11 protein-coding genes are annotated in these 12,139 nt (G+C 69.8%); 2 read left to right on the top strand and 9 right to left on the bottom strand.

What is annotated here, in order from left to right; genetic code table 11:
* Positions 1-92: 92 nt before the first annotated feature.
* Together pafA and ACFVFH_RS18375 are read right to left on the bottom strand one after the other, a co-directional pair.
* Positions 93-1,454: a Pup--protein ligase gene (gene pafA / locus ACFVFH_RS18380; protein WP_383769467.1), complete on the bottom strand. Its 1,362-nt coding sequence runs from the start codon at positions 1,452-1,454 to the stop codon at positions 93-95.
* A gap of 9 nt (positions 1,455-1,463) precedes the next feature.
* The gene (locus tag ACFVFH_RS18375) at positions 1,464-2,723 is read right to left on the bottom strand and encodes an MFS transporter (RefSeq protein WP_383769464.1); all 1,260 of its coding nucleotides are present in this window, start codon (positions 2,721-2,723) and stop codon (positions 1,464-1,466) included.
* Positions 2,724-2,857: 134 nt separating this feature from the next.
* Here ACFVFH_RS18375 and ACFVFH_RS18370 point away from each other — a divergent pair, with 134 nt between their 5' ends.
* A complete protein-coding gene (locus ACFVFH_RS18370) occupies positions 2,858-3,898 on the top strand; it encodes a LacI family DNA-binding transcriptional regulator (RefSeq protein WP_383769462.1) in 1,041 nt (346 codons plus the stop codon).
* 69 nt (positions 3,899-3,967) lie between these two features.
* Here ACFVFH_RS18370 and prcA read toward each other — a convergent pair whose 3' ends face one another.
* The 5 genes from prcA to arc all read right to left on the bottom strand — a co-directional run bounded on the left by prcA (position 3,968) and on the right by arc (position 9,776).
* Positions 3,968-4,780 (bottom strand): proteasome subunit alpha, encoded by an 813-nt coding sequence (gene prcA / locus ACFVFH_RS18365; protein ID WP_383769460.1) that lies wholly within the window; start codon positions 4,778-4,780, stop codon positions 3,968-3,970.
* A gap of 58 nt (positions 4,781-4,838) precedes the next feature.
* Entirely contained in the window at positions 4,839-5,684 is an 846-nt protein-coding gene (gene prcB / locus ACFVFH_RS18360) for a proteasome subunit beta (protein ID WP_383769457.1), read from the bottom strand.
* 240 nt (positions 5,685-5,924) lie between these two features.
* On the bottom strand, positions 5,925-6,143 hold the full coding sequence (locus ACFVFH_RS18355; RefSeq protein WP_266421631.1) for a ubiquitin-like protein Pup: 219 nt from the start codon (positions 6,141-6,143) through the stop codon (positions 5,925-5,927).
* A 121-nt stretch (positions 6,144-6,264) separates the two neighbouring features.
* Positions 6,265-7,776, bottom strand: a complete 1,512-nt coding sequence (gene dop, locus ACFVFH_RS18350; protein WP_383769453.1) for a depupylase/deamidase Dop — start codon at positions 7,774-7,776, stop codon at positions 6,265-6,267.
* Between the two features lie 233 nt (positions 7,777-8,009).
* The gene (gene arc, locus ACFVFH_RS18345) at positions 8,010-9,776 is read right to left on the bottom strand and encodes a proteasome ATPase (protein ID WP_383769450.1); all 1,767 of its coding nucleotides are present in this window, start codon (positions 9,774-9,776) and stop codon (positions 8,010-8,012) included.
* 242 nt (positions 9,777-10,018) lie between these two features.
* On the opposite strand from arc, the gene ACFVFH_RS18340 reads away from it, so the two are divergent.
* On the top strand, positions 10,019-10,330 hold the full coding sequence (locus ACFVFH_RS18340; protein WP_383769447.1) for a ferredoxin: 312 nt from the start codon (positions 10,019-10,021) through the stop codon (positions 10,328-10,330).
* A 39-nt stretch (positions 10,331-10,369) separates the two neighbouring features.
* On the opposite strand, the gene ACFVFH_RS18335 is transcribed toward ACFVFH_RS18340, so the two are convergent.
* Positions 10,370-10,948 carry a hypothetical protein gene (locus ACFVFH_RS18335; protein ID WP_383769444.1) on the bottom strand — a complete coding sequence of 193 codons (579 nt, stop codon included), beginning with the start codon at positions 10,946-10,948 and terminating at the stop codon, positions 10,370-10,372.
* Between the two features lie 246 nt (positions 10,949-11,194).
* Positions 11,195-12,100, bottom strand: a complete 906-nt coding sequence (locus ACFVFH_RS18330) for a tRNA (adenine-N1)-methyltransferase (RefSeq protein WP_124718703.1) — start codon at positions 12,098-12,100, stop codon at positions 11,195-11,197.
* Positions 12,101-12,139 lie beyond the last annotated feature (39 nt).

The following is a 12,139-nucleotide window of genomic DNA, read 5'->3' as shown; positions in this document are numbered from 1 at the left end:
AGTCCCCGACACTCTAGGGCGTACGCGGGGCCCCGTACGAGGAACGCACGGGGCCCGCGTCGCGCCGGAGGCCGGGATCGACCCGTGCCGGCTCACATACCCGCGATCAGCTTTTCCACCCGGTCGTCCACCGAACGGAACGGGTCCTTGCACAACACGGTGCGCTGCGCCTGGTCGTTGAGCTTGAGGTGGACCCAGTCGACGGTGAAGTCCCGCCGCTGTTCCTGCGCCCTGCGGATGAAGTCGCCGCGCAGCCGCGCCCTGGTCGTCTGCGGGGGCACGGACTTGCCCTCGAAGATCTTCAGGTCGTTGCAGACGCGGGCGGCCTGCCCCTTGCGCTCCAGCAGGTAGTACAGACCGCGACGACGGTGGATGTCGTGGTACGCGAGGTCTATCTGGGCGACCCGGGGATGCGACATGGTCATGTTGTGCTTGGCCCGGTACCGCTCGATGAGCTTGTACTTCATCACCCAGTCGATCTCGGTCTCGATGCGGTCGAGGTCCTCGGCCTCGATCGCGTCGAGCGTACGGCCCCAGAGCTCCAGGACCTGTGCGACGGTCCCGGTGCGGATGCCGCGGCGGTCGACGAAGTCGACGGCCTTCTCGTAGTACTCGCGCTGCACCTCGATGGCGGACGCCTCACGGCCGCTGGCCAGGCGCACCTTGCGCTGTCCCGTGGTGTCGTGGCTGACCTCCCGGATCGCCCGGATGGGGTTCTCCAGCGTCAGGTCCCGCATGACCGTGCCCGCTTCGATCATGCGGAGCACGAGATCGGTCGCGCCGACCTTGAGGAGCATGGTCGTCTCGGACATGTTGGAGTCACCGACGATGACGTGGAGGCGGCGGTACCGCTCGGCGTCCGCGTGCGGTTCGTCACGCGTATTGATGATCGGGCGGGAGCGCGTGGTCGCGGAACTGACGCCCTCCCAGATGTGCTCGGCACGCTGGCTGACGCAGTAGACGGCGCCCCGGGGGGTCTGCAGCACCTTGCCCGCGCCGCAGATCAGCTGTCTGGTGACGAGGAAGGGAATGAGGATGTCCGCGAGCCGGGAGAATTCTCCGTGCCGGGCCACGAGGTAGTTCTCATGGCATCCGTAGGAGTTTCCCGCCGAGTCGGTGTTGTTCTTGAAGAGATAGACGTCGCCCGCGATTCCCTCCTCGTGCAGGCGGCGTTCGGCGTCGACGAGCAGGCCTTCGAGAATGCGCTCGCCGGACTTGTCGTGGGTGACCAGTTCGGTCAGGTTGTCGCATTCGGGGGTTGCATATTCCGGATGCGATCCCACGTCGAGGTAGAGGCGGGCGCCGTTCCGCAGAAAGACATTGCTGCTGCGGCCCCATGACACAACACGGCGGAAGAGGTAGCGCGCCACTTCATCAGGGGACAGTCGGCGCTGTCCCCTGAACGTGCACGTGACGCCGTACTCGTTCTCCAGCCCGAAAATGCGGCGGTCCATGACTGAACATTACGCCTGATGGCCTGAGCTGAAACCGGGTTCGACAGCACCGTTCCGATCATTTTCCGATCCCTGTGCGGCAACCGCCGTACGCCCGGGAACGGCCAGTGCCCTTCCGGTCGCCAGCAGGACCAGCAGCGCCGCCACCCCACCGGCCCCCGCCACGGCGAAGCTCCACGAGGTGCCGCCCAGCTCGACGGCCGGGCCCGCCACGGCCGTTCCCGCCGCCGCGCCGACCCCGAAGGTCGTCACCAGCCAGGAGAACGCCTCGGTCACGGTGCCCCGCGGGGCGTGCCGGTCGACGACGATGAAGGAGCAGGCGATCGCGGGCGCCAGAAAGACCCCGGCCACTGCCGCCAGTGCGGTCATGGCGACCACTCCGGGGGTCAGCACCAGCGGCAGATAGCCCAGTGCCAGCAGCGCGACGATGACCCGCAGCCGGCGTTCCGGCGCCCCGGCCCACTGCCGCGCCCCGTAGACCGTGCCGCCGATCAGCGCGCCCAGTCCGAGCGCGGCCATCAGCCAGCCGTACACCGACTCGCGGCCGTGGTCGTCGGCGTAGGCCACACCGGCCACCGTGATCGAGCCCAGCGCGAGCCCGACGAAGAAGAACGACCCGAGCAGCGCCAGGAGCCCGCGCGAGCGCAGCGCGCCCAGCCAGTGGGCCTCGCGGGGCGCGGAGCGCCAGGTACGGGAGGGCTCGGCCAGGACGACGGAGAGGGCCCCGAGGACGCCCAGGGCGTTGATGACCAGCAGGGCGGCGGCCGGTGACCAGAGGGAGACCAGCACCGTCACCAGAAGCGGGCCCACGGTGAACATGACCTCCTGGGCGACGGCGTCCATGGCGTACGCGCGGTGCACCCGGTCCTCGCGGCCCAGGACACTCGGCCACAGGGCCCTCAGGCCGCCCTCCAGGGGCGGTGTGAAGACCCCGGCAACCGCCACCGCCCCGTAGGCCAGCGGCAGCGATCCCAGGCCCACCAGGGCCAGCAGGGCCATGCCGAGGGCCGACACCACGGCGGCCGGGAGCTGGACGCGCGGCTGCCCGTACAGGTCCACGGCGCGGCCCAGCAGCGGCTGGCCGACGGCGGTGGCCAGCCCGTACACGGCCGCGAGGGCCCCGGCCAGGGTGTAGGTGCCGCCCTCGGCGCGGGTGAAGAGCACGATCGCGACGGGGGCGGTGCCGTTCGGCAGCCGCCCCACCAGGGTCCCCGCCAGCAGCCGGGCGGCGTGCCGCGCCCGGAGGATGTCCAGATATCCCGCGGCCATGTCCTGTCGCCCCTCTCCCCCGTACGGTCCGGCGACCCCGAGGTTTTACGTATAACGTCGAGGTTCATACGTACCATGTGCCCAGTCCGCAGGTCCACCGCACGACGCCTGCCCCGACCGGCCCGGAGGCCCGAGTGACCAGCGCACCGCAGCCCGCCCCGACCCGGCCCACCAGCCGCGATGTGGCACGGGCGGCGGGTGTCTCGCAGGCCACCGTCTCCCTCGTGCTCGGCGGCAAATGGCGGGGCAGGGTCTCCGAGGCCACCGCCGAGCGCGTGCGCGGCACCGCCGACGACCTCGGCTACCGGCCCAATCTGGCGGCCCGCAGCCTGCGCCTGGGCGGCACCAGGACGGCGCTGCTGGTCGTCCCCGCGCTCACCAACGAGTTCTTCGCGCGCGTCTACACCGGTGCCGCCAGGGTCGCCGCCGAGCACGGCTTCGGTGTCGTCCTCTACCCGTCCCCCGACGGCGTCGGCCCGGCCCGGGACCCGTTCGCCTCGGCGAGCACCTCGCTGGACGGCGTGATCGCCTCCTCCATGGCCGCGGGCGCGCTCGACGCGCTGCGCGGCGCGGGCCTGCCGCTGGTCATGCTCGACAGCGACCCGGCGGACACCGGTGTCGCGGCCCACGTCAACCTGGACATCGCCGACGGAATGCGGCAGGTCGCCGGGCATCTGCTCGCCCTCGGCCACCGCAGCTTCGTCCATCTGGCGTCGGCGGTCGGCTCCTGGACCTTCGCGGAACGCGGCCGGGCGCTCCGGGACGCCCTGCGGGCCGTGCCCGGCACCTCCGTACGGACCGCGACGGCGGCGCTCGACGTCCACGCGGGCCGCGTCGCGGCGGAGCACGCGCTCGCCGCCCCGGGCCCCCGGCCCACCGCGCTCGTCTGCGACGACGACATCCTCGCCGCGGGTGCCTGCAAGGCCGCCCGCAGGCTCGGCCTCCGTGTGCCCGAGGACCTGTCCGTCACCGGGTTCGACGACCTGGCCCTGGCGACCGCCGTGGAGCCGGAGCTCACCACCGTGCAGCTGCCCGCCGAGCAGGTCGGGGAGCGGGGCATGGCCGCCCTGCTGACGGTGCTGGACGGCCGCCCGGCCGAGCCCGGCAGCCTCCCCGTCCAGCTGGTGGCCCGCGGCTCCTCGGCGCCCCCTCCCTCGGACGCACCGCGGCCATGACCGTGCCCCGGCCCGCCGGGGACGGCGGACCGGGGCACGGTCGCGAGCGGCGGGGCGTCCCGCCGCGGACTACTCGATGTCACCGCCGGAGTCGGTGGACCCGGGAGTCTCCGTCGTGGTGGCGGACTCGCCGCCGTCGCCCTCCTCCGTGTCGGAGGGGGCGTCCGTCGGCGCGGAGCCGCCGTCCGCCTCCAGCAGCCGCGCCAGCTGCCTGCCGACGATCCGCCTGAACTTCCGCTGCTGCGGCCGTGTGCGGTCCAGGACCGCGACCTCCAGCCGCTCCGCGGGGATCTCCCGCTCGCTGCCGTTGGGATCGCGCGACAGCGCCTGCACGGCCAGCTTCAGCGCCTCGGCGAGCGTCATCCCGTCGCGGTGCCGCTGGTCCAGGAAGGTACTGATCTGCTCGGCGTTGCCGCCGACCGCGACCGAGCCGTGCTCGTCGACGATCGAGCCGTCGTGCGGCAGCCGGTAGATCTGGTCGCCCTCCGGCTCGGCGCCGACCTCGGCGACCACCAGCTCCACCTCGTACGGCTTCTCGGCCGCACTGGAGAAGATGGTGCCCAGCGTCTGCGCGTAGACGTTGGCCAGTCCACGGGCCGTCACATCGTCGCGGTCGTAGGTGTATCCGCGCAGATCGGCGTAGCGCACCCCGCCGATGCGGAGGTTCTCGTACTCGTTGTACTTGCCGGCGGCGGCGAAGCCGATCCGGTCGTAGATCTCGCTGAACTTGTGCAGCGCACGGGACGGGTTCTCGCCGACGAACACAATGCCGTCGGCATACTGCAGCACGACCAGGCTGCGACCGCGGGCGATGCCCTTCCGGGCGTATTCCGCCCGGTCGGCCATGGCCTGCTGGGGTGAGACATAGAACGGCGTCGACACCGGTTATCCGTCCCTTTCTGTCAGTGACGAGAGCATCGAAGAAGCAGCGGAACGGAGGTCAGAGCAGCGCGGCGCGCGGGCCGTCGGGCTGTTCCAGCCGGCGTTCCAGGACGGAGCGTGCGATGTCCGAGGACTCCGCCTCGTCCAGCCTCCTGAAGCCCTCGTCGGTGATGACGGTGACGATCGGATAGATCCGCCGGGCCACGTCCGGGCCGCCGGTCGCCGAGTCGTCGTCCGCGGCGTCGTACAGCGCCTGCACGACCAGGGTGAGGGCGTCCTGCTCCGTCAGGTCCTGGCGGAACAGCTTCTTCATCGAACTGCGGGCGAAGACCGAACCGGAGCCGGTGGCCGCGTATCCGTGTTCCTCGGAACGGCCGCCGGTGACGTCGTACGAGAAGATGCGGCCCTTCTCGCGGTCGACGTCGAAACCGGCGAAGAGCGGCACGACGGCCAGGCCCTGCATGGCCATGGCCAGATTGCTGCGGATCATCGTGGAGAGCCGGTTCGCCTTGCCCTCCAGGGAGAGCTGGGCGCCCTCGACCTTCTCGAAGTGCTCCAGCTCCAGCTGGAAGAGCTTGACCATCTCGACGGCCAGCCCGGCCGTGCCGGCGATGCCCACCGCCGAGTACTCGTCGGCCGGGAAGACCTTCTCGATGTCGCGCTGTGCGATCACATTGCCCATGGTCGCGCGCCGGTCACCGGCCAGGACCACACCGCCGGGGAACGTCACCGCGACGATGGTCGTCCCGTGCGGCGCCTCGACGGCGCCCTGCAGGGGCGGCAGGTTCCGGTTGCCGGGGAGCATTCCAGGTGCCTGGTCGGACAGGAAATCCATGAAAGAAGAGGATCCCGGCGTCAGGAAGGCAGCTGGTAGACGCCCGGTGCTACGAGTGTTGGCTTCCACGCGTTTCCCTCCAGGTAAACGACGGCCCTGAGCTGGGCGTCAGGATCGTCTCCCAACTCGGCGACGGCCGAATTGCAGTTGATGCGGTTACGCCACGGACCCTACCCGCCCCGCGGCGGCGATCCACATGAGCCGCGGGGGCGGCTGCACGGCTCGCGGTGGCGCTTGCGCCCGCGCGGCACGGACCGGGTCGGCCCGTACCGCGCGCACCGCTCACTCCCCCGCGTTCACATCCGTGAACTACTGGCCGCCCTTTTGTACGAAGGACCTCACGAAGTCCTCCGCGTTCTCCTCCAGCACGTCGTCGATCTCGTCCAGGACCGAGTCGACGTCGTCGCTCAGCTTCTCCTGCCGGTCCTTGAGGTCCTCGGAGGCCTGGGCGTCCTGCGCCTGCTCCTCGACCTCCTCCGTGGACCGTGTCGCCTTCTGCTGTCCGCCGCCGGTGTCCTTGGTCGCCATCTAGCTCACCCCGCTCGGTTCGAAGCACTTGATCAGACCCTACCCACGGGCTCCGACATCGGCCCGGTACTTTCCCTCAACGTCCGGGGGTCATCCCGATGATTCCCCGATCCCGGCCCTTTCAGCCGCCCGACAGGACCTGGACCAGCTCCTCCGCCGTGCGGCAGCGGTCCAGGAGCTCCTTGACGTGGTTGCGGGTGCCGCGCAGCGGTTCCAGGGTGGGTACCCGTTGCAGCGAGTCATGGCCCGGCAGGTCGAAGATGACCGAGTCCCAGGAGGCCGCGGCCACGTCGTCGGCGTACTGCTCCAGGCAGCGGCCGCGGAAGTAGGCCCTGGTGTCCTCCGGTGGCCGCGTACGGGCCCGCTCGACCTCGTCCTCGTCCAGCAGCCGCTTCATCTTCCCGCGGGCCGCCAGACGGTTGTACAGGCCCTTCTCGGCCCGTACGTCGGCGTACTGGAGATCGACCAGGTGCAGGCGCGCCGCGTCCCAGTCCAGGCTGTCGCGGCGGCGGTAGCCCTCCATGAGCTCCCGCTTGGCGACCCAGTCGAGCTCGCCGGAGAGGCTCATCGGATCGTTCTCCAGCCGGTTGAGGGTGTCCTCCCAGCGGCTCAGGACGTCCTTGGTCTGCTCGTCGGCATCGGCCCCGTACCGCTCCTCGACGTACTTGCGGCCCAGCTCGAAGTACTCCATCTGCAGTTGCACCGCGGTGAGGGTGCGGCCGCTGCGCAGCGTGACGAGGTGCTTCAGCCCGGGGTCGTGGGAGACGTGGTGCAGGGTGCGCACCGGCTGGTCGACCGCGAGGTCCACGTTGATGAAGCCGTCCTCGATCATGGAGAGGACCAGGGCGGTGGTGCCGAGCTTGAGATAGGTGGAGATCTCCGAGAGGTTCGCGTCCCCGATGATCACGTGGAGCCGGCGGTACTTCTCGGCGTCGGAGTGGGGTTCGTCCCGGGTGTTGATGATGGGGCGCTTGAGCGTGGTCTCCAGCCCGACCTCGACCTCGAAGTAGTCGGCGCGCTGACTGAGCTGGAAGCCGTGCTCGTGGCCGTCCTGGCCGATTCCCACGCGTCCGGCCCCGGTGACCACCTGGCGGGAGACGAAGAACGGGGTCAGATGGCGCACGATGTCGGAGAACGGGGTCTCCCGCTTCATCAGGTAGTTCTCGTGCGTGCCGTACGAGGCGCCCTTGTTGTCGGTGTTGTTCTTGTAGAGATGGATCGGCTGGGCGCCGGGGAGCTGGGCCGCGCGCTCGGCGGCCTCGGCCATGATGCGTTCGCCGGCCTTGTCCCAGAGGACCGCGTCCCGCGGATTGGTGACTTCCGGGGAGCTGTACTCCGGGTGCGCGTGGTCGACGTAGAGGCGGGCCCCATTGGTGAGGATGACATTGGCGAGGCCGATGTCCTCGTCGGTGAGCTGGCTGGAGTCCGCGGTCTCGCGGGCCAGGTCGAAACCCCGCGCGTCCCGCAGCGGATTCTCCTCCTCGAAGTCCCAGCGGGCGCGGCGCGCCCGGTGCATCGCCGCTGCGTAGGCGTTGACGATCTGGGACGAGGTGAGCATGGCATTGGCGTTGGGATGGCCGGGAACGGAGATCCCGTACTCCGTCTCGATGCCCATTACTCGCCGTACGGTCATGCGGCCCTCCTTGCCCGGCGGCGCTCCCTCGGGGGCGGCGCTCCAGTACCGCTGCTTGTCGGTGCGCGTGCACTGCCCGTCCACGCACTGCGCGACCGGGCGGTACGCAAGAGCCTAGAGCGCCTCTGTGCTGGTGGGGAGATCAATTGCGTCATTGTGCGGTGTCGCGCGAGCCGTACCGAAAGCAACCGGCTGCGGATGCCCTGCCGGGCATCCGCAGCCTGTCCGCGTGCTTACAGGTACTGCCCGGTGTTCGCCACCGTGTCGATGGAGCGACCGGTGTCCGCGCCCTGCTTCCCGGTGACGAGCGTGCGGATGAAGACGATCCGCTCGCCCTTCTTGCCGGAGATCCGGGCCCAGTCGTCCGGGTTGGTGGTGTTCGGCAGGTCCTCGTTCTCCTTGAACTCGTCCACGCATGCCTGGAGGAGGTGGGAGACCCTGAGGCCCTTCTGACCCTGGTCGAGGAAGGCCTTGATGGCCATCTTCTTGGCCCGGTCGACGATGTTCTGGATCATCGCGCCGGAGTTGAAGTCCTTGAAGTACAGGACTTCCTTGTCGCCGTTGGCGTACGTGACCTCCAGGAAGCGGTTCTCCTCGGACTCGGTGTACATCCGCTCGACGACCGACTGGATCATGGCGTGCGCGGCGGCCTCCTTGGAGCCGGTGTGCTCCGCGAGGTCGTCCGCGTGCAGCGGCAGCGAAGGCGTGAGGTACTTCGCGAAGATGTCCTTCGCGGCCTCCGCGTCCGGACGCTCGATCTTGATCTTCACATCGAGGCGGCCGGGCCGCAGGATCGCGGGGTCGATCATGTCCTCACGGTTGGAGGCGCCGATGACGATCACGTTCTCCAGGCCCTCGACACCGTCGATCTCGGCGAGCAGCTGGGGGACGATGGTGTTCTCCACGTCCGAGCTGACGCCGGATCCACGGGTGCGGAAGAGCGATTCCATCTCGTCGAAGAAGACGATGACGGGGGTGCCCTCGCTCGCCTTCTCACGGGCACGCTGGAAGACCAGGCGGATGTGCCGCTCGGTCTCGCCGACGTACTTGTTGAGCAGCTCCGGGCCCTTGATGTTGAGGAAGTAGCTCTTGCCGGCCGGCTGGCCGGTGACCTCGGCGACCTTCTTGGCAAGGGAGTTGGCGACGGCCTTGGCGATGAGCGTCTTGCCGCAGCCGGGGGGGCCGTAGAGCAGGATGCCCTTGGGCGGGCGCAGCTCGTGTTCCCTGAAGAGGTCGGGGTGGAGATAGGGGAGCTCGACCGCGTCGCGGATCAGCTCGATCTGGTCGCCCAGACCGCCGATCTTGTCGTAGTCGATGTCCGGAACCTCTTCGAGGACGAGCTCCTCGACCTCGCTCTTGGGGACCACTTCGTAGACGTAGCCGGACCTGGGTTCGAGCAGGAGGGCGTCGCCGGGGCGGATGGTGATGTCCAGCAGCGGCTCGGCGAGCCTGACCACCCGTTCCTCGTCGGTGTGCCCGATGACCAGGGCCCGCTCGCCGTCCTCAAGGATCTCCTTGAGGGTGACGATGTCCCCGGCCCGCTCGAATTCCATGGCGTCGACCACGTTGAGCGCTTCGTTGAGCATGACTTCCTGGCCGCGCCGGAGGTCGTCGAGCTCGACGCTGGGGCTGACGTTCACCCGGAGCTTTCGGCCTCCGGTGAAGATGTCGCAGGTGCCGTCCTCGTTGCCCTGGAGAAACACACCGAAACCGGCCGGCGGCTGTGCGAGCCGGTCGACTTCTTCCTTGAGGGCCACGATCTGGTCGCGGGCCTCGCGCAATGTGTTGGCGAGCCGCTCATTCTGTGCGGACACGCCTGCCAGGTTGGTCTGCAACTCGACGATCCGCTCTTCGAGAATCCTCGTATGGCGCGGAGAGTCGGCGAGCTTACGTCGCAGGACGGCGATTTCCTGCTCAAGATAGGCGACCTGGCCGGCTGGGTCTTCGGACCCCCGCCCGGGCCGGATGCCGCGGTTGATGTCGTCGTCGTGGGCTGCCACGGTCCTCACCTCCTCCAAGGGGAGCTGGACGCTTCCTGACCCTACCTGGGTGGGTGATGATTGAAACCCCTAGATCACAAAGACTGCGGGGCGTGTCCGATCTTCACCCTTGCGTTCCCCCCTCGTGTCAGGGGAATACCCACCCTTCAACATCGGAAAGCGGCCGGTTGTATCGTCGAACCGTTCAACACCCGTCAGGGCTGGCTTCTTTTGGTTCGGATACGCAGGGAACGGCAGGAGAAATGACCGTGCAGCAGGACGCTTCCAACGGTGGCGACGCGCAGGACCTGGAGGTCTGGATCGACCAGGACCTCTGCACGGGAGACGGGATCTGCGTCCAGTACGCACCCGAGGTGTTCGAGCTGGACATCGACGGCCTGGCGTACGTGAAGAGCGCGGACGACGAGCTGCTGCAGGACAAGGGCGCGACGACACCCGTGCCGCTGCCGCTCCTCCAGGACGTCGTCGATTCGGCCAAGGAGTGCCCCGGCGACTGCATCCACGTGCGCCGCGTCTCCGACAGCGTCGAGGTGTACGGTCCCGAGGCCGCCTGATCCGGCGCCCTCGGGCCGCCGGTCACACCCGGTGAGCGGTCAGGCGTCGCTCGGGGCGGCCTGGGTGGCACGGACGAACGCTCCGCTCCTCCACCGCCAGGTGACGCGCTCCTGGCGGTCGGGGCAGCAGCGCGCCACGGCGTCCGAGGAGTAGCCGAACAGAGTGGCCGAAACAATTCCGTCACGCACCGCGAACTCCCCGACGCTCGTCCCCTGGGCGGGGTCCACCAGGGTCGCCACGACCCTCGGTGCGGCCCCGCTTCCCTGTGTGAGAACGTAGACGCCGCTCGGCGGGGTGCCGGAGCCGGCCGCGCAGCGGACCACCGCGACGGTCTCGGGGCGGCCGTCGCCGTCGAGGTCTCCGGTGGCCTGCTCGGCCACGGTGCTGCCGACCTGGCCGCAGTCCAGCGGGAAGGACACATGGGCCGGATCGGGGGCCGCGGCGGTCGTGGTGCGGTGCTGGGCCGTGGTGCGGTGGGGGGTGGAGGCGGAGGCCGCGGGGTCCGGCTGGAGCAGGCCGGCGGCCGCGACGACGGCGGCCATGGCCGCCGCGGTGGCGAGCCAGTGCAGCGGCTTGGTGTCGGTGTGCGCGAGGTCCGGGAGCTCGGAGGTCTGCACGCGGGATGTCTCCTGTGGTTCCTGTGGATCGAGGATGCCTGCACGAGCGGCGGCGGCGCCGATGGTGGTGCGGCGGCACGGGGTGGCCAGCATCGTGCCACACGTCACAGAGCAGCGGAACGGTGGGGTCGGTACGGATCGGCCGGCCGGTCGGGACGGCGTCCCCGTACCGGTAACGAAGAGGCGCCGCCGTCGAGTTCCCGGGTCGGTCCGGGAACTCGGCGGCGGCGCCGGTACGTTGCGCGGTCAGCCGCGGGAGGAGCCGCTCTGGCTGCCGGGACCGTCGTAGTCCTCGCCGTACGCGCCCTTGGCGGGGCGGCGGCGGCGCAGCGGCGCCTCCACGCCGTCGGCCAGGCGGCGGGCGGTGACGAGGAAGCCGGTGTGGCCGATCATGCGGTGGTCCGGGCGGACGGCCAGGCCCTCGACGTGCCAGTTCCGGATCATCGATTCCCAGGGCTGCGGCTCGGCGAAGCAGCCGATCTCGCGGATGGACTCGACGGTCCGCGCGAGCTGGGTCGTGGTGGCGACGTACGCGCAGAGGATGCCGCCGGGCACCAGCGCCTTGGAGACGGCCTCCAGGCACTCCCAGGGGGCGAGCATGTCCAGGACGACGCGGTCGACGTCGGTGTCCGAGAGGTTGTCCTGGAGGTCGCCGACGGTGAGCTGCCAGGCCGGGTGCGGTTCGCCGAAGTAGCGCTCCACGTTCTGCTGGGCGATCTCGGCGAAGTCCTCGCGGCGCTCGTAGGAGTGCAGCATGCCCTGGTCGCCGATGGCGCGCAGCAGGAAGGTGGAGAGCGAGCCGGAGCCGACCCCGGCCTCCACGACGCGGGCGCCGGGGAAGATGTCGGCGAAGGCCAGGATCTGCCCCGCGTCCTTGGGGTAGACCACGGCGGCGCCGCGGGGCATGGACAGGACGTAGTCGGGGAGCAGGGGGCGCAGCGCGAGATAGGCGACGTTTCCCGTGGTTCGGACCACACTGCCCTCGGGGGCACCGATCAGCTCGTCGTGCGGGAAAGAACCCTTGTGGGTGTGGAAGTTCTTTCCGGCTTCGAGCGTGAAGGTGTAGTGGCGTCCCTTGGGATCGGTGAGCTGGACCTGGTCCCCGACCTTGAAGGGCCCGCGTCGGCGGGCGGCACCGGTCGGTTCAGACATGTGACCAGCCTACCGGTGATTCCCCGGGCTCCCGCCGCG

The organism is Streptomyces sp. NPDC057697, from assembly GCF_042799335.1.
Classification (GTDB): Bacteria; Actinomycetota; Actinomycetes; order Streptomycetales; family Streptomycetaceae; genus Streptomyces.
This window is presented reverse-complemented; position numbering and strand designations above follow the sequence as displayed.

Excerpts from the sequence above, each read along its gene's own strand:
- pafA (WP_383769467.1), bottom strand. The coding sequence starts at position 1,454 with ATGGACCGCCGCATTTTCGGGCTGGAGAACGAGTACGGCGTCACGTGC.
- ACFVFH_RS18375 (WP_383769464.1), bottom strand. The coding sequence starts at position 2,723 with ATGGCCGCGGGATATCTGGACATCCTCCGGGCGCGGCACGCCGCCCGG.
- ACFVFH_RS18355 (WP_266421631.1), bottom strand. The coding sequence starts at position 6,143 with ATGGCGACCAAGGACACCGGCGGCGGACAGCAGAAGGCGACACGGTCC.
- dop (WP_383769453.1), bottom strand. The coding sequence starts at position 7,776 with ATGACCGTACGGCGAGTAATGGGCATCGAGACGGAGTACGGGATCTCC.
- ACFVFH_RS18340 (WP_383769447.1), top strand. The coding sequence starts at position 10,019 with ATGACCGTGCAGCAGGACGCTTCCAACGGTGGCGACGCGCAGGACCTG.
- ACFVFH_RS18330 (WP_124718703.1), bottom strand. The coding sequence starts at position 12,100 with ATGTCTGAACCGACCGGTGCCGCCCGCCGACGCGGGCCCTTCAAGGTC.